This is a genomic window from Klebsiella sp. PCX (assembly GCF_021869705.1).
Taxonomy (GTDB): Bacteria; Pseudomonadota; Gammaproteobacteria; order Enterobacterales; family Enterobacteriaceae; genus Klebsiella; species Klebsiella quasipneumoniae.
The window spans coordinates 3,913,311-3,933,331 of sequence record NZ_CP091527.1 but is presented as its reverse complement, the minus strand read 5'-3'; the positions used below and the strand labels follow the sequence as shown (position 1 = coordinate 3,933,331).

Genomic DNA, 20,021 nt, shown 5'->3' with positions numbered 1-20,021 from the left:
TTTAATTTATGGGTTTTTCAATAAAGTTTCCCCACCAGGCAAGTAAATCTTGCCTTTGTGGGAGATAAGTGGAGCGATTATAGGCTCGCCTAACTTCATTTTTATCAGAATGGGCTAAAGACGCCTCTATTACATCTGGATTAAAACCAGCCTCATTCATTGCCGTACTGGCAATAGAACGGAGTCCATGTGCAACTAATTTTCCTCCATAGCCAATACGTTTTAGAGCAGCGTTAGCTGTCTGGCTATTCATCGGTTGTTTTGGATCGTTCCTACTCGGGAAAACATGTTCTCGATGAGCACTAACGGGCTTCATCACTTCCAGAATATCTAATGCCTGTTGAGATAGAGGAACGATGTGTTCTCGCTTGGCCTTCATCCTTTCTGCAGGAATGGTCCAGAGCTTGGCATCGAGATCGATCTCGGACCATCTTGCACCAGAAGCCTCTGAAGGGCGAACGAGCGTCAGGAGTTGCCATTTAATGAGGCAGCGTGTCGGAACAGATAAATTAGACATAACCAGTGACCGCATCAATTTTGGCAACTCTTCTGGCCGCAATGTCGGCATGTTTTGCTTTTTCGGTTTCTCAAAGGCCATGCCAACACCTGATGCCGGATTCGCATCTATCAGACCGGTGTTAACCGCATAAATCATTATTTCGTTAACACGCTGTACCAAACGACGAACAGTCTCAAGTGCACCACGCGCTTTAATTGGCTCTAGTGCTTCAACAATAGTTCTGGCCTTTATCTCCTGAACAGGTATCGAACCGATAGCGGGAAATACGTCCTTATCCAAAGAACGCCAAATGTCTTTCGCATAATCCTCCGTAACGCTTCTGCTTTTTATCTGGAACCAGTTAGCGGCTACTGTTGAGAAAATGCTATCCAGCTCAATCTGACGTTGTTCTGACGCCAGTTCCTGTTGCTGTTGCGGATCCATGCCTTGTGCGAGTGTGGTTAAATGCTGGTCGCGTATCTGACGAGCTGCTGCGAGTGTAAGGGCAGGGTATGAGCCGAGGCTGAGATTAGTTCGGCTACCACTGACCGGACGTTGGTATCGGAAGCGCCAGAGCTTTTTACCAGACGTTTTGACGAGCAAGAAAAGACCGTCGCCATCATGGAGCGTAAAGTCTTTTTCTCGGGGTTTAGCTTTAAGTATTTCGTTGTTAGTCAGTGGGCGTGTAATGCACGCCATATCTGGATCCCTTCCATAATTGGTACACGTTTAGGTACACGCTATATTGTGGTCCATTAAACGTGTACCAATTTTCTCTGGATTTAGCCGGATGCCCTCGGACAACAATAGACACAAAAAAGCCCGCAGGGCTTGCGCCGTGCGGGCTTTCAGGACTTCATCGGATGACTCTGGTAATCACCGATGGAGAATTTTGGTGGAGCTGGCGGGAGTTGAACCCGCGTCCGAAATTCCTACATCCTCGGCACTACATGCTTAGTCAGTCTTTACATTCGCTTGCCAGCTGCGGACAGACACGCCACTAACAAACTAGCCTGATTAGATTTAACGCTTCAACCCCAGGCAGGGCATCCACGCGATCTCTTTTGGGTTTGACCTCTCTTTGATCCCCGTCTTAAGAGCGGAAGCTAGGGAGAGAGGGCTCAGAGCAGGTTATTAAGCTGCTAAAGCGTAGTTTTCGTCGTTTGCGACTATTTTTTGCGGCTTTTTACGAGGCCAACCGCCCCTCGGCATGCACCTTGGGTTTCGCAAATCCCGTCGAATCCAGAATCAGCCCCAATGTGTAGGTCAAGTATAACAGATTTGTGAATGTCGTTACCAGCCCCATCACGCAGGATTCTTTCAGCAAGGGTGGACGAAAAAGCAGCATCAACAAAGATATAGCGTAAGGGCCAGCGAAAGCTGGCCCTCAGGGGAGGGGGTTAGCGTCCGGCGTGCTTCATAATACGCGCCTTATCCAGCGCCCATTCACGATCCTTCAGGTCGGTACGCTTGTCGTGCTGTTTCTTACCTTTGGCGACGCCGATTTTCACTTTGCACCAGGCGTTCTTCCAGTACAGCGACAGGGCGACAACGGTATAACCTTCGCGGTTAATACGGCCGTACAGCGTGTCGAGTTCGCGCTGGTTGAGCAGCAGCTTACGGGTGCGCGTCGGGTCGCAGACATAGTGGGTGGAAGCCACGGCCATGGGCGTAAAGTTGGCGCCGAACAGGAAGGCTTCGCCATCCTTCAGGATGACATAGCTATCGCCGATGTTGGCTTTGCCTGCACGCAGGGATTTGACTTCCCAGCCCTGCAGGGCGAGACCAGCCTCGTATTCATCTTCGATAAAGTATTCGTGACGGGCGCGTTTATTCAGCGCAATGGTGGCTGATCCAGGTTTGTGGGCTTTTTTCTTAGTCATAATGTCCTGAAGTCATCGTCTTATACACAGTTACCTCGATCGCATCCTGCGAGGTGTACTGCGCATCTTAGCACGAGTTGCGGCACAGCGTTTTTTTTAGCAGCAGATAAATGATATTATTTGCACTGTGTTTAAATGTGGAACCTGCTATGCCTCAGATTAGCCGTACTGCGCTGGTGCCTTTCAGCGCGGAACAGATGTATCAACTGGTAAACGATGTGAAGTCCTATCCTGATTTTCTGCCAGGCTGCACCGGTAGCCGCGTGCTGGAATTCGGGCCGACGCAAATGACGGCGGCGGTTGATGTGTCCAAAGCCGGCATCAGTAAGACCTTCACCACACGCAATACACTGACCAGCAACCAGAGCATTTTGATGAGCCTGGTGGATGGCCCGTTCAAGAAGCTGATTGGCGGCTGGAAGTTTATTCCGCTGAGCCCCGAGGCCTGCAAAATAGAATTCCATCTCGATTTCGAGTTTACCAATAAACTGATTGAGATGGCTTTTGGCCGGATCTTCAAAGAGCTGGCCGCTAACATGGTGCAGGCGTTCACTTCGCGCGCCAAAGAGGTTTACAGTGCCGGCTAATATTCGTGTTGAAGTCGCCTACGCGCTGCCTGAAAAGCAGTATCTGCAGCGGGTCACCCTGGACGAGGGGGCGACGGTCGAGCAGGCGATTATCGCCAGCGGTCTGCTGGCGCTGCGTGATGACATTGATCTGGCGAAAAACAAGCTGGGTATCTACAGTCGTCCGGTAAAGCTGCATGACGAAGTTCACGACGGCGACCGGGTGGAAATCTATCGTCCGCTGATCGCAGACCCTAAAGAGCTGCGTCGCCAGCGGGCGGAGAAAAACGCCGCGAAGTAACCCGCAGCAGCAGACCGGCTATCAGCCATAAAAAAAGCGCTCACTGAGCGCTTTTTGCTTTTCCGGGCCTTACTGACTGGTTAGCGCGGGCTTGTTATCAATGTTGGTTAACACGCCGCCATTGTTGAAGGTCAGGGTCAGGGTCTGCTGAGTCACTTTCTCGTGGCCCGGCTCCTGACGGAATACATAGAACCAGGTGTTGGTGCCGAACGGATCCGACATCATTGGCGTTCCGAGAGCATAAGCAACCTGCTGTTGCGTCATACCGACACGAATTTTTGCTACATCGTTAGGTGCCAGATAGTTACCCTGGTTGATGTCAGGACGGTAAACCACTCGTTCCAGAGTGGAACAGCCTGCGGTCAACATAAGAAGAACCGCTGCGGCAGCAGTCAGCGTTTTACAGCGCATAGTGATTTGATTCCTTTTTGGGCCCGAGCAGTACGTGGCTCATCTGTAATATGCCGATAATAATAGACCTTCGCGCCGATGGAAACCTCCGGCTGCGGTCAGCAGGCAATTTGCTGTTCACTATGACCCTGTGAAAATCAAAAAGTTTACGCCGCAAGCAACTCTTTCGCGTTTGCCAGGGTGTTGCGCGTGACCTCGCTGCCGCCCAGCAGGCGAGCCAGCTCCTGCAGACGAGCACGCTTATCCAGCGGCTGCATATGGGTTTCGGTCATCTCGCCATCGGTCTCTTTGCAGACAAAGAAATGATGGTGGCCGCAGCCTGCGACCTGCGGCAGGTGGGTCACGCACATCACCTGCGTGGACTCGCCCAGTTGGCGCAGCAGCTTGCCGACCACGGCAGCGGTCGGGCCACTGATGCCGACGTCCACTTCGTCGAAGATGAGCGCCGGGGTTTCCATTTTACGCGCGGTGATCACCTGAATCGCCAGCGCAATACGCGACAACTCGCCGCCAGAGGCCACTTTCGCGATCGGCTGCAGCGGCTGACCCGGGTTAGTGGTGACGCGGAACTCAATATGATCGGCGCCGTCGGCGGTGAGATGGCGTTCATCAAAAGCGACCTCAATCGCGAAGACCCCATGCGGCATCGAAAGTGAGTGCATACTCTCGGTGATAAGCTGGGTCAGCTCGTCGGCGCTGGCCTGGCGCAGGGCGTGCAGCTGGCGCGCGGTCTCCAGCGCCAGCTGATGATGTTCGACCACCTGCTGGCTGAGGGATTCCAGCGAGCCGGCGCTGTCGTCCAGCAGGCGCTGCTCTTCGAGCATCGCCTGATAAACCGCCGGCAGCTCTTCCGGCATCACCTGGTGTTTACGCGCCAGCGCGATTTGTCGGGAAATCCGCTGCTCAAGTTCGAACAGACGGTTAGGATCAAGGTCCAGACGGTCATGGTAGTGGCGCAGCTCGTCGCTGGCCTCGCTGAGCTGAATGGCCGCCTCTTCCAGCATATCCAGCACGCCGGAAAGCTTGCTGTCCATACCCACCAGCTCGCTGACCAGCTGCTTCGCGGTATAAAGCTGGCTCTGCAGATTGGCCTCTTCGCCGTCCGCCAGTACCGTCAGGGCATGCTGGCAGGTGCTGAGCAGCTGCCCGCTGTTGGCCAGGCGCTTGTACTCTTCGTCAATCTGCTCAAACTCTCCCGCCAGCGGGTTAAATTCGTTCAGCTCTTTAAGCTGGTACTGCAGCAGATCGGCGCGGGCGGCACGCTCCTGGCTCTGCTGCTGATGCTGGGCCAGCTCGCGGCAGCTCTGGTGCCACTGGCGATAGTGCTCTGCCATGCGTTGAGTGAGCGCATACTCACCGGTATAGCCGTCGAGCAGCGTTTTCTGGTGTTCGGATTTGGTCAACAGCTGGTGCGCATGCTGGCCATGGATCTGGATCAGCAGCTGGCCCAGTTCGCGCAGCTGCGAGAGCGGGACGGCGGTGCCGTTGATGAAGCCGCGCGAGCGGCCGTCGGCGCTGATCACCCGGCGAAGTAAACACTCACGCCCGCTCTCCAGCTGGTTCTCTTCCAGCCAGCGCTGGGCGGCTGGGGTATCTTTCAGCGCGAAGCGCGCGCACAGGTCGGCACGGGTGGCGCCGCGACGCACCATGTCGGCTTCCGCTCTGCCGCCGAGGCACAGCCCCAGCGCGTCGATGGCAATGGATTTCCCGGCGCCGGTTTCCCCGGTGATGGCGGTCATGCCGCTGTGGAAATCAATTTCCAGTTCACGAACGATAGCAAAATTACTGATGGTGAGTTGCGCCAACATAGCTGCCTTCCTGTATGAAAAACCAATACTGTGTTTTCGTACAGTATAGACTGGTTTTTTATCCAGTAAAGAGGCAGCGATGTAAATCAGAACAATTTTTTCGACCAGCCGAGCTTGGTGCTTAATGTATTGAAATAGCTGTAGTCTTTGGGATGAATCAGATTGAGGTGGTAATCGCAGCGGCGGATGAGGACATCTTCGCCATCCTGGATCGGCAGGGCAATCTGACTGTCGCAGCTGATCTCCAGATCGCTGCAGCGGTGAGAGAAGCGCAGGCGGATGGTGCTGTCGCCGTTGATCACCAGCGGTCGCGCCGAGAGGGTGTGCGGGAACATCGGCACCAGGGTGATGGCGTCCAGCGATGGGGTGAGGATCGGGCCGCCGGCCGACAGCGAATAGGCTGTGGAGCCGGTCGGGGTGGAGATTATCAGGCCATCGGAGCGCTGGGAGAAGGCGAAGACTTCATCGATATAGACTTCGAACTCAATCATATGCGCCACTTTGCCGGGGTGCAGCACCACTTCGTTGATGGCGGTGCTGATGCGTTTCTGGCAATCCTGCTGGCACACCTGGGCCTCCAGCAGAAAGCGTTTCTCGGCGATGTAGTGGCCTTCCAGCACGTCGGCGAGCTGCTGCAGGGCGTTGTCCGGGTCCAGGTCGGTGAGAAAGCCGAGGTTGCCGCGGTTAATGCCGATGACGTTAATGTCATAACGGGCCAGAGTCCGCGCCGCGCCGAGCATATTGCCGTCGCCGCCCACGACCACCGCGAGGTCGGCCTGTTGGCCAATCTCCGCCAGCGTGCCGGTTTTCACGTTGCTGAGCTGGAGTTCATGGGCGATCTGCTGTTCAACCAGCACTTCATACCCTTTGCTGCACAGCCAGCGCCAGAGCATTTCATGTGTGGTCAGGGCGGTGGGGTGACGAGGATGTCCCACAATGCCGATACACTTGAAATGGTTCTTCATGATCTGGATGTCCTTGCGTTAAATGAAATAGTGACAATCTGTCCGCTTCCCTTGAAACCCGGAAACTGATCCCCATAATAAGCGAAGTTAGCGAGATGAATGCGAAAAAAACGCGGAGAAATTCATGAGTAGTAAAGAACAGAAAACGCCTGAGGGGCAAGCCCCGGAAGAAATTATCACGGAGCAGCACGACGACGTTGAGGCGGTAGAGCCTGAAGTTTCGGCTGAGCAGGTGGATCCGCGCGATGAAAAAATTGCGAATCTGGAAGCCCAGCTGGCTGAAGCGCAGAAACGTGAACGTGAAGTGATGCTGCGTGCCAAAGCCGACGAAGATAACCTGCGTCGTCGTACCGAGCAGGATATCGAGAAAGCGCACAAATTCGCGCTGGAAAAATTCGTCAATGAACTGCTGCCGGTGATCGACAGCCTGGACCGCGCGCTGGAAGTGGCCGACAAGGCTAACCCGGAGCTGGCGCCGATGGTGGAAGGGATCGAACTGACCCTCAAATCTATGCTGGACGTAGTGCGTAAGTTCGGCGTGGAAGTGATCGCCGACACCAACGTTCCGCTGGATCCGAACGTCCACCAGGCCATTGCGATGGTCGAGTCTGAAGACGTGGCGGCGGGCAACGTGCTGGCCGTGATGCAGAAAGGTTACACCCTGAACGGCCGCACCATTCGCGCCGCGATGGTGACGGTAGCAAAAGCGAAATAACGTTTGCTGCCTTGCTCAACGGCTGCCCGCGGGCGGCCGTTTTTTATGTCATCGCTCCCCGGCGCGAGATAAAAAAAACGGCGGGCCGCAGCCCACCGCGAGGTTAATTCCTTCGCTCGCGCTACTCCGCGACGCTCTCGCGTAATGATTTCACCGGCATCACTTTCACCTGTTTGATCATGTTGTCCTGCACGTCGAGAATATCAATATCATACTGCTCAATGCGCACGCGGGTGCCCGGGACCGGGATCTCTTCCAGCGCTTCAAGGATGATACCGTTGATGGTGCGCGCTTCATCTTCCGGCAGGTGCCAGTTGAACGCTTTGTTGATTTCGCGAACGTTGGCGCTGCCGTCGATTATCACGGTGCCGTCGTTGAGCGGGGTCACTTCCTCCGCCAGGGTGGGTGACATGGAGGTGGTGAAGTCGCCGACAATCTCTTCAAGAATATCTTCTACGGTGACCAGCCCCTGAATATCGCCGTATTCATCGACAACCAGACCGACTTTCTTTTTATTACGCTGGAATTTCACCAGCTGGGTGCTGAGCGGCGTCCCTTCCGGGACAAAGTAGATCTCATCTGCCGCCCGCAGCATGATCTCTTTTGTGAACTCTTTCTTCTCCGTCATCAGTCGGTAGGCTTCGCGGACGCGCAGCATGCTGATGGCATCGTCCAGCGAATCGCGGTAGAGCACAATGCGGCCGTGTGGGGAGTGGGTCAGCTGGCGGACGATAGATTTCCAGTCGTCATTGATGTCGATGCCGACAATCTCATTGCGCGGCACCATAATGTCGTTAACGCTGACCTTCTCAAGGTCCAGCACCGACAGCAGCATATCCTGATTGCGTCGTGAGATTTGTGAACGGGATTCATTCACAATCGTGCGCAGTTCATCTTTGCTCAGGGCGCTGCTGATGACGGTATCGGTGCGGATGCCCATCATGCGCATCAGTATGCGGGTGATGGTATTCAGCAGCCACACCAGCGGCATCATCAGCACCTGCAGGGGCGCCAACAGGAAGCTGCTGGGGTAGGCAACTTTTTCCGGGTAGAGGGCGGCGATGGTTTTCGGCAGGACTTCGGCAAATACCAGTACCACAAAGGTGAGTACGCCGGTGGCGATCGCGACGCCGGCATCGCCGTACAGGCGCATGCCGACGATGGTGCCCAGCGCCGAGGCGAGAATGTTGACGAGGTTATTACCGATGAGCACGAGGCTAATCAGGCGGTCCGGCTTGCGCAGCAGCTTCTCCACGCGCTTGGCGGGGCGGTTGCCTTGTTTCGCCATATGACGCAGCCGGTAGCGGTTCAGCGTCATCATGCCGGTTTCGGAGCCGGAGAAATAGGCAGAGATAATCACCATGACGATCAGCGTTATGATCAGCGTGGTGGTGGAGATATGTTCCACGTAGGATTCCTTAAAAGACTTAGCTCACGAACTGTTGCAGCACGCGGCTACCAAAATAGGCCAGCGTCAGCAGACCGGCGCCAGCGACGCTGAACCAGACCACGCGACGTCCGCGCCACCCTTCATGATAGTGGCCCCACAGCAGGACGATATAGACGAACCACGCAATAATCGACAGCACCGCTTTATCAATGTTTTCGCTGCTGAACAGATTGTGCATATAGAACAGGCCGCTGCACAGCGTCAGAGTCAGCAGCACTACGCCGACCTGAGTGATGTGGAACATTTTGCGCTCAATGCTCATCAGCGGCGGCATTTCGCTGCTGAAGGCCAGCTTTTTATTCTTTAACTGGTAGTCGATCCACGCCAGCTGTAGCGCATACAGCGCGGCAATAATCAGCGTGGCGTACGAGAAGAGCGACAGGCCGATATGCACCAGCATCCCCGGAGTGGTTTCCAGGTGGGTGATATATTCGTTAGGCACGAAGGTGGCGAAGGCCAGGTTGATCAGCGCGAAGGCATAGACGATAGGCAGCAGCAGCCAGCCGCGATTGCGCGAGGCCACGATAGTCATCACCGTACAGATCATCAGGCTCACCAGCGACCCGACGTTCAGTAAGCTGAGGTTTTGCCCGCTCTCGCCGCCGGGGAATATCCGTGCTTCCAGCGCAAAAGCATGGCAAATCAACGCGATAGTCGCAGATAAAATCGCCATTCGCCGCCAGCTGCTGTTTTTTTGCAGCAAGCCGGGGATAATCAGCGCGAGGCTGACGGAGTAGGCGACAAGGGCGAGTAGAGCAAAAACAGGCATAGGTGTCGGCTGTTGGCTAAATAAGAAAGAGAAGCAGTATAACGTCAGCAGGCCTCTGCTCCAACCGTTGCAGCACATTCAGATTGATGTCGTGTTATACTCCGCCACATTCGTTTTGTGTGTCGCTGCGGCGACCGACCGTTTCCACCTCAGGCGAGAGACAATGTTTGATAATTTAACCGATCGTTTGTCGCGTACGCTGCGCAACATTAGCGGCCGCGGACGCCTTACAGAAGACAATATTAAAGACACCCTGCGCGAAGTGCGCATGGCGCTGCTGGAAGCGGACGTTGCGCTTCCGGTGGTACGTGATTTCATCAGCCGCGTCAAAGAGAGCGCGGTCGGCCATGAAGTCAATAAAAGCCTGACCCCGGGTCAGGAGTTCGTCAAAATCGTCCGCAACGAGCTGGTGGCGGCGATGGGCGAAGAGAACCAGACCCTCGACCTGGCGGCGCAGCCGCCGGCGGTGGTGCTGATGGCGGGCCTGCAGGGGGCTGGTAAAACCACCAGCGTCGGTAAGCTGGGGAAATTCCTGCGCGAGAAGCACAAGAAGAAAGTGCTGGTGGTCTCCGCGGACGTTTACCGCCCGGCGGCGATCAAACAGCTGGAGACCCTGGCCGAGCAGGTCGGCGTCGACTTCTTCCCGTCCGACGTCGGGCAGAAGCCGGTTGATATCGTCAACGCGGCGCTGAAAGAAGCGAAGCTCAAATTCTACGACGTGCTGCTGGTGGATACCGCCGGTCGTCTGCACGTTGACGAAGCGATGATGGACGAAATTAAGCACGTCCACGCCGCCATTAATCCGGTTGAAACCCTGTTCGTCGTCGATGCGATGACCGGCCAGGATGCGGCGAATACCGCTAAAGCCTTTAACGAAGCGCTGCCGCTGACCGGCGTGGTGCTGACCAAAGTGGACGGTGACGCCCGCGGCGGCGCGGCGCTGTCGATTCGCCATATTACCGGTAAGCCGATTAAATTCCTCGGCGTCGGCGAGAAAACCGAAGCGCTGGAACCGTTCCATCCGGACCGCGTCGCCTCCCGCATCCTCGGCATGGGCGACGTGCTGTCGCTGATCGAAGATATCGAGAGTAAAGTCGACCGCGCGCAGGCCGAGAAGCTGGCCTCCAAGCTGAAGAAAGGCGACGGCTTCGACCTCACCGACTTCCTGGAGCAGCTGCGCCAGATGAAAAACATGGGCGGCATGGCCAGCCTGATGGGCAAGCTGCCGGGTATGGGCCAGATCCCGGACAACGTCAAAGCGCAGATGGACGACAAAGTGCTGGTGCGTATGGAAGCGATCATCAACTCGATGACCCTGAAAGAGCGCGCTAAGCCGGAAATCATCAAAGGTTCACGTAAGCGCCGTATCGCCGCCGGCTGCGGGATGCAGGTGCAGGATGTGAACCGTCTGCTCAAGCAGTTCGACGACATGCAGCGCATGATGAAGAAGATGAAGTCGAAAGGCGGCATGATGAAGATGATGCGCGGGATGAAAGGGATGATGCCTCCAGGTTTCCCGGGCCGTTAATACGCGTCATAATTCAAGCCGCAGATGCGTTGGCTGCGTTCGTTCACCCCGGTCACGTACTTGTGTACGCTCCCGGGGATTTACTCACTTGCCGCGTGATTCGGCCATTCGGCCTCACCCCTTCGGGGCCAGCGCAAGCGCTGTTCAAAACGCTTTCGCGTTTTGTCCTGCAACTCGAATTATTTAGCGTATGTAGTTTTGAATTGATTTTTGCACAGAAATCAGTAAAATTTTCGGGCTTTTAATATGACACCGGGCTCCGTTCCTCGATGGGGCCCGGTTGTTTTATTCACACAAGAGGATGTTATGGTAACTATTCGTTTAGCACGTCACGGCGCTAAAAAGCGTCCGTTCTACCAGGTTGTTGTCACCGACAGCCGTAATGCACGCAACGGTCGCTTCATCGAGCGCGTTGGTTTCTTCAACCCGATCGCTAACGGTGCGGAAGAAGAAACTCGCCTGGATCTGGATCGTATCGCTCACTGGGTTGGCCAGGGCGCTACTGTTTCCGATCGCGTTGCCGCGCTGATCAAAGCCGCTAAAAAAGCAGCTTAATCTGTCACGGTGGTCATGATGAGCAAGCAACACACCGCACAAGCACCTGTTGATCCGATCGTATTGGGGAAAATGGGTTCTTCCTACGGTATCCGTGGTTGGCTCAGAGTGTTTTCCTCCACCGAAGACGCCGAAAGCATTTTTGACTATCAGCCCTGGTTAATCCAGAAGGCGGGTCAGTGGCAGGTTGTTGAGCTGGAAAGCTGGCGCCACCACAATCAGGACATCATCATCAAGCTGAAAGGCGTTGACGATCGTGATGCCGCGAATCTACTGACTAATTGCGAAATTATCGTGGATTCATCGCAGTTGCCGGAGCTGGAAGAGGGTGACTACTACTGGAAAGACCTGATGGGCTGCCAGGTAGTGACGACGGAAGGCTATAGCCTCGGTAAAGTCATCGATATGATGGAAACCGGGTCTAATGACGTGCTCGTCATCAAGGCAAACCTGAAAGATGCATTTGGTATCAAGGAGCGGTTGGTTCCGTTCCTCGATGGGCAGGTTATCAAGAAAGTCGATCTCACTACGCGTACTATCGAAGTAGATTGGGATCCTGGTTTTTAAATTCTCCGGATAAACGGTAAAAGACGGCGCTATGTGGATTGGCATAATTAGCCTGTTTCCTGAAATGTTCCGCGCAATTACCGATTACGGGGTAACTGGCCGGGCAGTAAAAAATGGCCTGCTGAGCATCGAAAGCTGGAGTCCTCGCGACTTCACGCATGACCGGCACCGTACCGTGGACGATCGTCCTTACGGCGGCGGACCGGGGATGCTAATGATGGTGCAACCCTTACGGGATGCCATTCATGCAGCAAAAGCCGCGGCAGGTGAAGGCGCGAAGGTGATTTATCTGTCACCTCAGGGACGCAAGCTTGATCAAGCGGGCGTCAGCGAACTGGCAACGAATCAGAAACTGATTCTGGTGTGCGGTCGTTACGAAGGGATAGACGAGCGCGTAATCCAAACCGAAATTGACGAAGAATGGTCAATCGGCGATTACGTTCTCAGCGGTGGTGAGTTACCGGCAATGACGCTGATTGACTCCGTTTCCCGGTTCATTCCGGGAGTACTGGGCCATGAAGCATCGGCAACGGAAGATTCCTTTGCTGATGGGTTGCTGGATTGCCCCCACTATACCCGTCCTGAAGTGTTAGAAGAGATGGAAGTACCGCCAGTATTGCTGTCGGGAAACCATGCTGAGATACGTCGCTGGCGTCTGAAGCAGTCGCTGGGCCGCACCTGGCTTAGAAGACCTGAACTTCTGGAAAACCTGGCTCTGACTGAAGAGCAAGCAAAGCTGCTGGCGGAGTTCAAAACTGAACACGCGCAACAGCAGCATAAACATGATGGGCAGGCGTGAGCCCCCAATATCAGTTTACCCAGGATAAGAGATTAAATTATGAGCAACATTATTAAGCAACTTGAACAAGAACAGATGAAGCAGGACGTACCTTCCTTCCGTCCGGGTGATACCGTGGAAGTGAAAGTATGGGTTGTTGAAGGTTCCAAAAAACGTCTGCAGGCATTCGAGGGCGTGGTTATCGCTATTCGTAACCGCGGTCTGCACTCTGCATTCACTGTTCGCAAAATTTCCAACGGCGAAGGCGTTGAGCGTGTCTTCCAGACTCACTCTCCGGTAGTTGACAGCATTGCTGTTAAACGTCGTGGTGCTGTACGTAAAGCTAAACTGTACTACCTGCGTGAGCGCACTGGTAAGTCTGCTCGTATCAAAGAGCGTCTTAACTAAGATTCGCTTTCGCGACATCCTGACAAAAAGGGCTGGCCTCAGGGCCGGCCCTTTTTTTATCTTTGTTGTAACCATCGTGATGTAAATCATTTACAATACGCCCTCTATTCGGAGGGGCGGTGGTCAGTAACAGTTTTCAGCAAACGACACCTAAACGGCGAGCCGCCTGGCTGGCGCTGTTGGCGATCCTGCTGATCGTGGTGGCCCCCCTGATCTCCGTCTCCCTGCAAAAAGACCCTATGAGCGCCATGCCCGGCATGCACCACGCCATGATGATGGACAGCTCGCCAGCGAGTATGGCGCAGATGCCCGGCCACGATATGGCGATGATGCACAGCACAGACGGTGCTACGCCTACCGGACACGAACTGCCGCTGGACCATGCCGAAGCCTGTGGCTATTGCGTGCTGTTAGCCCATGTCCCAGGGCTGATTTTCGCGCTGGCGCTGTTCGTCGCCATGCTCCTGCGGCGCATTCTCCTGCCGGCTTCTCGCCCGGTATTAAAACACTGGCGCTACTTTCCCTGGCTCTACCCCGAAACCCGCGCCCCGCCGCGGCTGTCTGCTTTTTCCCTTTCATAAAAATCAATCTGCGCACCGCGCAACGACCTCTTTTGCTTTAAAAAAGGAAAAGTATGACAACCTGCACCTCGCGCGCGGCATGGCTGAACCTGCTGCGTCGCCTCCATTTCTATATCGGGCTGTTTATCGGACCGTTTATCTTTGTCGCAGCCCTGACCGGTACGCTTTATGTGGCGACGCCGCAACTGGAAAACTGGCTCTATCACGATGCGCTGTATGGCCTTCCCGAAGGCACCCCGCAGCCGCTCAGCGCCCAGATTGCGCTGGCAGAAGAAGCGACCCAGGGTAATCTGCGGCTGCTGGCGGTGCGTCCGGCCCCCGTGGTGGGCGAGACCACCCGCATTATGTTTGCCGATCCGCGTCTCGGGGAGTCGGAATCCCGGGCCATTTTTGTCGATCCGATCGCGCTGCGGGTGAAGGGCGATATGACGGTCTACGGCACCAGCGGCATCCTGCCGCTGCGTCAGTGGATTGACTATGCGCATCGTTCGCTGCTGTTGGGCGACAGCGGGCGGCTCTACAGCGAACTGGCTGCCTCATGGATGTGGGTGGCCGCGCTGGGGGGCATTGCCCTGTGGGCGATGACGCGTCCAAAACGGCGGATCAATAACGCCCTGCAGAATCATCGTCGGCTGCACGTGACGCTGGGCTGGAGTTTACTGCTGGGCATGCTGCTCTTCTCCGCCACCGGCCTGACCTGGTCGCAATGGGCCGGCGGCAATGTGGATAAAATGCGGGCGGCTTTCGGCTGGTGGACGCCGCAGGTCAATACCCTGCTGCACGGTGAGGCACCGATGGCACACGATCCCCATGCCGGGCATCACAGGGAGGCGATGGCCATGACCCAGCATCAGCCAGCGCAGTTTGACCGGGCTCTGGCGGTGGCCCGTCAGGCGGGGCTGAACGCCAGCCGGCTGGAGATCCGTCCCCCGGTATCAGACGGACGCGCCTGGACGGTGAATGAGATCGACCGCCGCTGGCCGACGCAGGTGGATGCGGTAGCGATCGATGGCGCCACGATGGAGGTGGTGGATCGCACCCATTTTGCCGACTTTCCTCTGATGGCGAAACTTACCCGCTGGGGCGTCGATTTCCATATGGGGATCCTCTTCGGTCTGGCGAATCAACTGCTGCTGGTGGGGTTTGGCTGTGCGCTGTGCGTAACCATCGCCGTGGGGTACCGGCTGTGGTGGATGCGCCGTCCGCCTCAGGCCGTCTGGGATCCGGCGCATTCGCTGCTGCGGGCGTGGCTGTCGCTCGCCTGGCCTGCCCGTGGGCTGGTGCTGGGGATAGCGTTAGCCCTGGGTCTGGCCATGCCATTGATGGGCATCAGCCTGGTGTTGTTCATTGCCGTTGACTACCTGCGCTGGCGCGCGGCAACGGCAATGAGGATGGCGAAGTCCAGCGATTAAGCGGACGTTTACGGCGTGCTGATGACCACCGTGACCCGGCGGTTTTCAGCGCGCCCGGCCGCGGTGTCGTTGCTGGCGATCGGGTATTTTTTGCCAAGGCCGCGGGTGACTAAATTACTGCGCGGGATATGGGCGCCTTCCGCCCAGGCATCGGCTACGCTGTTGGCCCGCTTAAGCGACAGGGCTTCGTTATAGCTATCCTCACCATAATTATCGGTGTGGCCTTCAAGGCGGCTATGCGTTATCCCGGTTGTCGCCAGCCGCGAGGCCATTTGGGTGATCTGCTGGCGGCTGTCGGGACGTAGTCGGTAGTCATTCTTGTCAAACAGGATGCTATCGGATAAGCCCAGGGACCAATCGCCATTGCTTTCAGTGAAACCGTAAGATTTCATCGCCGCCACCTGCTCGGGGGTAAATTTTCCCTGAGGAGCCTGGCAACCTGTCAAAAGCGCCGCCGCCATCAGGGCGGGGGCGAAATATTTCGTGATCATAATGCGTCCTTTATTATTTCAGCGTCTGCTGGATACGTTGGTTTTTCATCCGATACATATTCTGATCGGCAAGTTCTTGCAGTGATTCCGCAGTGGTGTGCTCCCACGCCAGGGCATAACCGACGCTCAGCGAGAGCGTGGCGCTATGGCCATTGTGCAGATTGAATGGCGGAAGAAATTGTTCCGACAGCGCCTGGCACAGGGCCTGGACTTCTGCTTCCGAGCGCACCTCGCGCAGCAGAACGGCAAACTCATCGCCGCCGAGACGCCACGCCAGATGGCGTTTACCGGCGAAAGTCATCAGGCGGCTGGCGACTTCCATCAGCACTTTATCGCCCGCCGCATGTCCCCAGTTGTCATTGATCAATTTGAAGTTATCGCCATCGAGAAACAGTAACGCTGAGGTCTGGTGATCCACTTCATTTTTCATCAGCTCGGCAAGCGCGTTGCGAAAGGCGGCGCGGTTAGCCAGGCCGGTCAACGGATCGTGTAACGAGCTGCGCAACAGCTGAGCATTTTTGGCCTGCAGCTGGCGCTGCCAGTCCTCCATCTCCCCCAGCAGACTGTTAAAGTCCTGGGCAAACAGATGGAACTCCTCGATACGCTCCTCCGGCACCCGCCGGGAGAAGTGGCGGTTTTCGCGAATATCATGCACGACCTCGGTGATGCTCTGCAGGGCGGCGACGATCCCCCGGTGCAGGGAGTGGGTCAGCAGCAGGCCGATAAACGAGGCGAGCAGAATGCTGCCTGTCAGTACCAGAATCGAGATGCCCAGAAAGTGGCTAATTAGTTCATCAAGCGCGGTTAGTCGCAGCTCGCCGATTTGTTTGCCCTGGTGCCAGATGGGCTGCACCGTGGGCTCCGGAAACAGCCATTTACTGATAAGGCCGCTCACTTGTTCTTTGTTGGCCAGCGGTTCGTGGCGCCATGCGGCGAAGGGCTGCTTCTGGCCGTTGAGCACGATTGCCTGGGAAATCTGCCCTTGCTTCCCCAGCGAAGCGAGGGTCTCCTCTGCTGCCGCGCTGTCGCCAAACACCAGGGCGGCTTCGAGACTGCGGCCCATGGTCGCGGCAGTGAGCTCAAGGTTTTTCTGCGCGTACTGCTTGAGCGTGAAGATAGAGGCCGTGCTCAGCAGCAGCCAGACCAGCGTCATGGAAATCACCACGCTTATCACGCTAATGCGACGCAGCGCGCGTTTGAACGTCGGGCGCGATGTCTGTGAAAAGTCCTTATTCATGTGGTTTCTTCCGGGCAAGCATCAGGACGTCCGGGTTAACCCGAACCCCGCTGTGCGTCAGAACGTCCAGATTAACGGAGAAGCGGACCCTGTCGTCGTTGATGATCAGGCAAAACGCGCTACCAATTGAGCAATCCGTATTTTGTTCTGCGATGAGTAACAGCGGCCTCGAGCCATAGCGGCGAGTTAATTCCGACTGTTGGGTCGGCGATTCGCTGCCAAAATAAAAACCATCGCAGGTTGTTTTTAACGCTTCTTCACTATTACGTACTATCACCGGTTGATAGGGCAATGCATCCGGATCTTCATGAGCCAGGCTATGGGTGAAGCGTGATGAGGCAAAAATGCACAGCTTCGGCGCCCCTGTTAATGACGGCCAACGGGTATAGGTCACGATCCCGGAAACAATCGCGCGAACATGTTCTGAAGGTCCGGCAGCAAAAACAGGAGATACCGCGATGAGAAAAAATACAGTCAATAAAAGACGGTGTAATACTGTCATTAACGCTTCCGTCAAATTCGCCCTGGCGCGGGAAAAGCCGCTGCCGATGCCCGGCGAAGAATATCACTGATAGCAAAACCCGTCATTAGATGCGCCCTTTGCTTTGGGACAAATCTCACCAGGATTTTTCGTAATGCCGATGGCTCTGATGAGCCATTTTGGCGCGATTTCGCTATGTGTAAATATTTTTGTACGTTTAACGCCGTGGTAAGTGCCAATTAATTTATTTGTGTAAAGTAAAATTTACGGAATATGGATTGAATTCTTTACTTTGTATGGTATCGTTACGTCATGCCCGCTGAGGCAACCCCTATCGCAAACGAGCTACACAGGATCGCAATCATGCAAAAAGACGCGCTGAATAACGTACATATTACCGACGAACATGTGTTAATGACCCCGGAGCAACTGAAGGCGGAATTCCCCCTGAGCGTTGAACAGGAAGCGCAGATCGCGCACGCCCGTGAAACCATCTCCGATATCATCGCCGGCCGCGATCCGCGCCTGCTGGTGGTTTGCGGTCCTTGCTCCATTCACGATCCGGAAGCTGCGATCGAATATGCTCGTCGGTTTAAAGCCCTTGCCGCAGAGGTCAGCGATAGCCTCTATCTGGTGATGCGCGTCTATTTTGAAAAACCCCGTACTACCGTCGGCTGGAAGGGGCTGATTAACGACCCGCATATGGATGGTTCGTTTGATGTTGAAGGCGGCCTGAAGATTGCGCGTCGTCTGCTGGTCGAGCTCGTGAATATGGGACTGCCGCTGGCGACGGAAGCGCTGGATCCCAACAGCCCGCAGTACCTTGGGGATCTGTTCAGCTGGTCCGCCATCGGCGCGCGAACCACGGAATCTCAGACGCACCGCGAAATGGCCTCTGGTCTTTCCATGCCGGTAGGCTTTAAAAATGGCACCGACGGCAGCCTGGCCACGGCCATCAACGCCATGCGCGCCGCGGCGATGCCGCACCGTTTCGTCGGTATCAACCAGGCCGGGCAGGTCTGCCTGCTGCAAACGCAGGGTAACCCGAACGGCCATGTGATCCTCCGCGGCGGTAAGGCGCCAAACTACGGTCCGGACGATGTGGCGAAATGCGAAAAAGAGATGGCGCAGGCGGGACTGAAGCCGTCGCTGATGGTAGATTGCAGTCATGGGAACTCCAATAAAGATTTCCGCCGCCAGCCGGCCGTGGCTGAATCCGTTGTCGCGCAGATTAAAGATGGCAATCGCTCCATTATCGGCCTGATGATTGAGAGTAATATCCACGAGGGCAATCAGTCCTCTGAACAGCCGCGTGAGGCGATGAAATACGGCGTTTCGGTAACGGATGCCTGCATCAGCTGGGAAACCACCGATGCGCTACTGCGTGAACTGGATAAGGATCTCCGCGGCCACCTGGCGGCCCGTTTGGTGTAAGAGGAAAGTATGGTTGCTGAACTGACCGCGTTACGCGATCAAATTGATGAAGTAGATAAAGCGTTGCTTAGCCTGCTGGCTAAGCGCCTGGAACTGGTGGCCGAAGTCGGCGAGGTGAAGAGCCAGTATGGCCTGCCGATTTACGTCCCGGAACGCGAGGCGGCGATGCTCGCCTCCCGGCGAGAAGAGGCGGCTGCGCTCGGCGTTCCGCCGGATCTGATCGAGGACGTTCTGCGTCGCGTGATGCGCGAATCCTATTCCAGCGAAAACGACAAAGGCTTCAAAACCCTTTACCCGAATCTGCGGCCGGTAGTGATCGTCGGCGGCGGCGGGCAGATGGGGCGTCTGTTTGAGAAGATGTTAACGCTGTCCGGCTACCAGGTGCGCATTCTGGAAAAAGAGGACTGGGCGCGGGCGACGGATATCGTCGCCGATGCCGGCATGGTCATTGTCAGCGTGCCGATTCACACCACCGTGGAGACGATCGCCAGGCTGCCGCCGCTGCCGGCGGATTGCATTCTGGTCGACCTTGCCTCGGTTAAAGCAGAGCCGCTGCAGGCGATGCTGGCGGCGCATCAGGGCCCGGTACTCGGCCTGCACCCGATGTTCGGTCCGGACAGCGGCAGCCTTGCCAAGCAGGTGGTGGTCTACTGTGATGGCCGCCAGCCAGAGGCCTATCAGTGGTTCCTCGAGCAAATTCAGGTCTGGGGCGCGCGCCTGCATCGCATCAGCGCGGTGGAGCACGATCAGAACATGGCCTTTATTCAGGCGTTGCGCCACTTTGCCACCTTCGCCTATGGGCTGCATCTGGCGGAAGAGAATGTGCGCCTTGAGCAGTTGCTGGCGCTCTCGTCACCCATTTACCGGCTGGAGCTGGCGATGGTGGGCCGTCTGTTTGCCCAGGATCCGCAGCTCTACGCCGACATTATTATGTCTTCGGAAAACAACCTGGCGCTGATTAAGCGCTACTACCAGCGGTTTGGCGAGGCGATCGGTCTGCTGGAGCAGGGCGATAAGCAGGCGTTTATCGATAGCTTCCGTAAAGTCGAACACTGGTTTGGCGATTACGCGCAGCGTTTCCAGAGCGAGAGCCGCACGCTGCTGCGTCAGGCGAACGATAATCGGCAGTAAAGCGAAAAAGGTGTATACAATAAAGCCAGCGACCGCTGGCTTTTTTTATAG

General features: G+C 56.0%; 22 protein-coding genes and 1 other RNA gene. 12 read left to right on the top strand and 11 right to left on the bottom strand.

Translation table 11 applies throughout. The features are described from left to right. Position 1 precedes the first annotated feature (1 nt). The 3 genes from GQR96_RS18640 to smpB all read right to left on the bottom strand — a co-directional run bounded on the left by GQR96_RS18640 (position 2) and on the right by smpB (position 2,382). Positions 2–1,198, bottom strand: a complete 1,197-nt coding sequence (locus GQR96_RS18640) for an integrase domain-containing protein (protein ID WP_062913709.1) — start codon at positions 1,196–1,198, stop codon at positions 2–4. Positions 1,199–1,392: 194 nt separating this feature from the next. After that, positions 1,393–1,755: a transfer-messenger RNA gene (gene ssrA / locus GQR96_RS18635) on the bottom strand. A gap of 144 nt (positions 1,756–1,899) precedes the next feature. Then, the gene (smpB, locus tag GQR96_RS18630; protein ID WP_002914164.1) at positions 1,900–2,382 is read right to left on the bottom strand and encodes an SsrA-binding protein SmpB; all 483 of its coding nucleotides are present in this window, start codon (positions 2,380–2,382) and stop codon (positions 1,900–1,902) included. A 149-nt stretch (positions 2,383–2,531) separates the two neighbouring features. On the opposite strand from smpB, the gene GQR96_RS18625 reads away from it, so the two are divergent. Next, on the top strand, positions 2,532–2,969 hold the full coding sequence (locus tag GQR96_RS18625) for a type II toxin-antitoxin system RatA family toxin (protein WP_004145683.1): 438 nt from the start codon (positions 2,532–2,534) through the stop codon (positions 2,967–2,969). Beyond that, on the top strand, positions 2,959–3,249 hold the full coding sequence (locus GQR96_RS18620; RefSeq protein WP_004206851.1) for an RnfH family protein: 291 nt from the start codon (positions 2,959–2,961) through the stop codon (positions 3,247–3,249). Before GQR96_RS18625 ends, GQR96_RS18620 begins: the two co-directional genes overlap by 11 nt. 69 nt (positions 3,250–3,318) lie before the next feature. Here the strand turns inward: GQR96_RS18620 and bamE are convergent, their stop codons facing one another. From bamE to nadK, 3 genes are all read right to left on the bottom strand, one after another. Beyond that, a complete protein-coding gene (bamE, locus tag GQR96_RS18615) occupies positions 3,319–3,660 on the bottom strand; it encodes an outer membrane protein assembly factor BamE (RefSeq protein ID WP_004206850.1) in 342 nt (113 codons plus the stop codon). Between the two features lie 146 nt (positions 3,661–3,806). Continuing rightward, complete coding sequence (gene recN / locus GQR96_RS18610; RefSeq protein ID WP_062913708.1) at positions 3,807–5,468, bottom strand: DNA repair protein RecN; 1,662 nt, start codon at positions 5,466–5,468, stop codon at positions 3,807–3,809. Between the two features lie 86 nt (positions 5,469–5,554). Then, the gene (gene nadK, locus GQR96_RS18605) at positions 5,555–6,433 is read right to left on the bottom strand and encodes an NAD(+) kinase (protein WP_002914158.1); all 879 of its coding nucleotides are present in this window, start codon (positions 6,431–6,433) and stop codon (positions 5,555–5,557) included. A 124-nt stretch (positions 6,434–6,557) separates the two neighbouring features. On the opposite strand from nadK, the gene grpE reads away from it, so the two are divergent. After that, positions 6,558–7,148: a nucleotide exchange factor GrpE gene (gene grpE / locus GQR96_RS18600; protein WP_004174800.1), complete on the top strand. Its 591-nt coding sequence runs from the start codon at positions 6,558–6,560 to the stop codon at positions 7,146–7,148. Between the two features lie 121 nt (positions 7,149–7,269). Here the strand turns inward: grpE and GQR96_RS18595 are convergent, their stop codons facing one another. Together GQR96_RS18595 and GQR96_RS18590 are read right to left on the bottom strand one after the other, a co-directional pair. Further along, positions 7,270–8,556 carry an HlyC/CorC family transporter gene (locus tag GQR96_RS18595; protein ID WP_023318900.1) on the bottom strand — a complete coding sequence of 429 codons (1,287 nt, stop codon included), beginning with the start codon at positions 8,554–8,556 and terminating at the stop codon, positions 7,270–7,272. A 19-nt stretch (positions 8,557–8,575) separates the two neighbouring features. Next, positions 8,576–9,367: a cytochrome C assembly family protein gene (locus GQR96_RS18590; RefSeq protein WP_002914153.1), complete on the bottom strand. Its 792-nt coding sequence runs from the start codon at positions 9,365–9,367 to the stop codon at positions 8,576–8,578. Between the two features lie 163 nt (positions 9,368–9,530). On the opposite strand from GQR96_RS18590, the gene ffh reads away from it, so the two are divergent. The 7 genes from ffh (at position 9,531) to GQR96_RS18555 (ending at position 15,196) form a co-directional block, all read left to right on the top strand. After that, positions 9,531–10,895 carry a signal recognition particle protein gene (ffh, locus tag GQR96_RS18585; protein ID WP_002914152.1) on the top strand — a complete coding sequence of 455 codons (1,365 nt, stop codon included), beginning with the start codon at positions 9,531–9,533 and terminating at the stop codon, positions 10,893–10,895. A 306-nt stretch (positions 10,896–11,201) separates the two neighbouring features. Further along, positions 11,202–11,450 carry a 30S ribosomal protein S16 gene (gene rpsP / locus GQR96_RS18580; RefSeq protein WP_065905234.1) on the top strand — a complete coding sequence of 83 codons (249 nt, stop codon included), beginning with the start codon at positions 11,202–11,204 and terminating at the stop codon, positions 11,448–11,450. Between the two features lie 18 nt (positions 11,451–11,468). Further along, positions 11,469–12,017 (top strand): ribosome maturation factor RimM, encoded by a 549-nt coding sequence (gene rimM, locus GQR96_RS18575; protein WP_004150977.1) that lies wholly within the window; start codon positions 11,469–11,471, stop codon positions 12,015–12,017. A 31-nt stretch (positions 12,018–12,048) separates the two neighbouring features. After that, positions 12,049–12,816, top strand: a complete 768-nt coding sequence (trmD, locus tag GQR96_RS18570; RefSeq protein WP_002914147.1) for a tRNA (guanosine(37)-N1)-methyltransferase TrmD — start codon at positions 12,049–12,051, stop codon at positions 12,814–12,816. A 39-nt stretch (positions 12,817–12,855) separates the two neighbouring features. Then, positions 12,856–13,203 carry a 50S ribosomal protein L19 gene (gene rplS, locus GQR96_RS18565; RefSeq protein WP_002914145.1) on the top strand — a complete coding sequence of 116 codons (348 nt, stop codon included), beginning with the start codon at positions 12,856–12,858 and terminating at the stop codon, positions 13,201–13,203. Between the two features lie 119 nt (positions 13,204–13,322). Beyond that, entirely contained in the window at positions 13,323–13,784 is a 462-nt protein-coding gene (locus GQR96_RS18560) for a DUF2946 domain-containing protein (protein WP_236948515.1), read from the top strand. Positions 13,785–13,837: 53 nt separating this feature from the next. Further along, the gene (locus GQR96_RS18555; protein ID WP_065905232.1) at positions 13,838–15,196 is read left to right on the top strand and encodes a PepSY-associated TM helix domain-containing protein; all 1,359 of its coding nucleotides are present in this window, start codon (positions 13,838–13,840) and stop codon (positions 15,194–15,196) included. Positions 15,197–15,204: 8 nt separating this feature from the next. On the opposite strand, the gene GQR96_RS18550 is transcribed toward GQR96_RS18555, so the two are convergent. From GQR96_RS18550 to GQR96_RS18540, 3 genes are read right to left on the bottom strand one after another with little or no spacing between them, the layout of a single operon-like run. After that, positions 15,205–15,687, bottom strand: coding sequence for an OmpA family protein (locus GQR96_RS18550; protein WP_017900643.1), 483 nt, complete (start codon positions 15,685–15,687; stop codon positions 15,205–15,207). A 13-nt stretch (positions 15,688–15,700) separates the two neighbouring features. Next, positions 15,701–16,924, bottom strand: coding sequence for a diguanylate cyclase DgcN/YfiN (gene dgcN, locus GQR96_RS18545; RefSeq protein WP_065905230.1), 1,224 nt, complete (start codon positions 16,922–16,924; stop codon positions 15,701–15,703). Beyond that, positions 16,917–17,426 (bottom strand): regulatory sequestration protein YfiR, encoded by a 510-nt coding sequence (locus tag GQR96_RS18540; protein WP_017900644.1) that lies wholly within the window; start codon positions 17,424–17,426, stop codon positions 16,917–16,919. The genes dgcN and GQR96_RS18540 overlap by 8 nt, the downstream gene beginning before the upstream one ends. A gap of 342 nt (positions 17,427–17,768) precedes the next feature. Between GQR96_RS18540 and aroF the strand changes: the two genes are divergently transcribed. Further along, positions 17,769–18,839, top strand: coding sequence for a 3-deoxy-7-phosphoheptulonate synthase AroF (gene aroF / locus GQR96_RS18535; RefSeq protein WP_004206844.1), 1,071 nt, complete (start codon positions 17,769–17,771; stop codon positions 18,837–18,839). Between the two features lie 9 nt (positions 18,840–18,848). After that, entirely contained in the window at positions 18,849–19,970 is a 1,122-nt protein-coding gene (gene tyrA, locus GQR96_RS18530) for a bifunctional chorismate mutase/prephenate dehydrogenase (RefSeq protein ID WP_004206843.1), read from the top strand. The last annotated feature ends 51 nt before the right edge of the window (positions 19,971–20,021 follow it).

What these genes read in the sequence shown, in the direction of transcription:
- GQR96_RS18640 (WP_062913709.1), bottom strand. Translation starts at nt 1,198, where the DNA reads ATGGCGTGCATTACACGCCCACTGACTAACAACGAAATACTTAAAGCT.
- smpB (WP_002914164.1), bottom strand. Translation starts at nt 2,382, where the DNA reads ATGACTAAGAAAAAAGCCCACAAACCTGGATCAGCCACCATTGCGCTG.
- GQR96_RS18625 (WP_004145683.1), top strand. Translation starts at nt 2,532, where the DNA reads ATGCCTCAGATTAGCCGTACTGCGCTGGTGCCTTTCAGCGCGGAACAG.
- bamE (WP_004206850.1), bottom strand. Translation starts at nt 3,660, where the DNA reads ATGCGCTGTAAAACGCTGACTGCTGCCGCAGCGGTTCTTCTTATGTTG.
- recN (WP_062913708.1), bottom strand. Translation starts at nt 5,468, where the DNA reads ATGTTGGCGCAACTCACCATCAGTAATTTTGCTATCGTTCGTGAACTG.
- nadK (WP_002914158.1), bottom strand. Translation starts at nt 6,433, where the DNA reads ATGAAGAACCATTTCAAGTGTATCGGCATTGTGGGACATCCTCGTCAC.
- grpE (WP_004174800.1), top strand. Translation starts at nt 6,558, where the DNA reads ATGAGTAGTAAAGAACAGAAAACGCCTGAGGGGCAAGCCCCGGAAGAA.
- GQR96_RS18590 (WP_002914153.1), bottom strand. Translation starts at nt 9,367, where the DNA reads ATGCCTGTTTTTGCTCTACTCGCCCTTGTCGCCTACTCCGTCAGCCTC.
- ffh (WP_002914152.1), top strand. Translation starts at nt 9,531, where the DNA reads ATGTTTGATAATTTAACCGATCGTTTGTCGCGTACGCTGCGCAACATT.
- rpsP (WP_065905234.1), top strand. Translation starts at nt 11,202, where the DNA reads ATGGTAACTATTCGTTTAGCACGTCACGGCGCTAAAAAGCGTCCGTTC.
- rimM (WP_004150977.1), top strand. Translation starts at nt 11,469, where the DNA reads ATGAGCAAGCAACACACCGCACAAGCACCTGTTGATCCGATCGTATTG.
- trmD (WP_002914147.1), top strand. Translation starts at nt 12,049, where the DNA reads ATGTGGATTGGCATAATTAGCCTGTTTCCTGAAATGTTCCGCGCAATT.
- rplS (WP_002914145.1), top strand. Translation starts at nt 12,856, where the DNA reads ATGAGCAACATTATTAAGCAACTTGAACAAGAACAGATGAAGCAGGAC.
- GQR96_RS18555 (WP_065905232.1), top strand. Translation starts at nt 13,838, where the DNA reads ATGACAACCTGCACCTCGCGCGCGGCATGGCTGAACCTGCTGCGTCGC.
- GQR96_RS18550 (WP_017900643.1), bottom strand. Translation starts at nt 15,687, where the DNA reads ATGATCACGAAATATTTCGCCCCCGCCCTGATGGCGGCGGCGCTTTTG.
- dgcN (WP_065905230.1), bottom strand. Translation starts at nt 16,924, where the DNA reads ATGAATAAGGACTTTTCACAGACATCGCGCCCGACGTTCAAACGCGCG.
- GQR96_RS18540 (WP_017900644.1), bottom strand. Translation starts at nt 17,426, where the DNA reads ATGACAGTATTACACCGTCTTTTATTGACTGTATTTTTTCTCATCGCG.
- aroF (WP_004206844.1), top strand. Translation starts at nt 17,769, where the DNA reads ATGCAAAAAGACGCGCTGAATAACGTACATATTACCGACGAACATGTG.
- tyrA (WP_004206843.1), top strand. Translation starts at nt 18,849, where the DNA reads ATGGTTGCTGAACTGACCGCGTTACGCGATCAAATTGATGAAGTAGAT.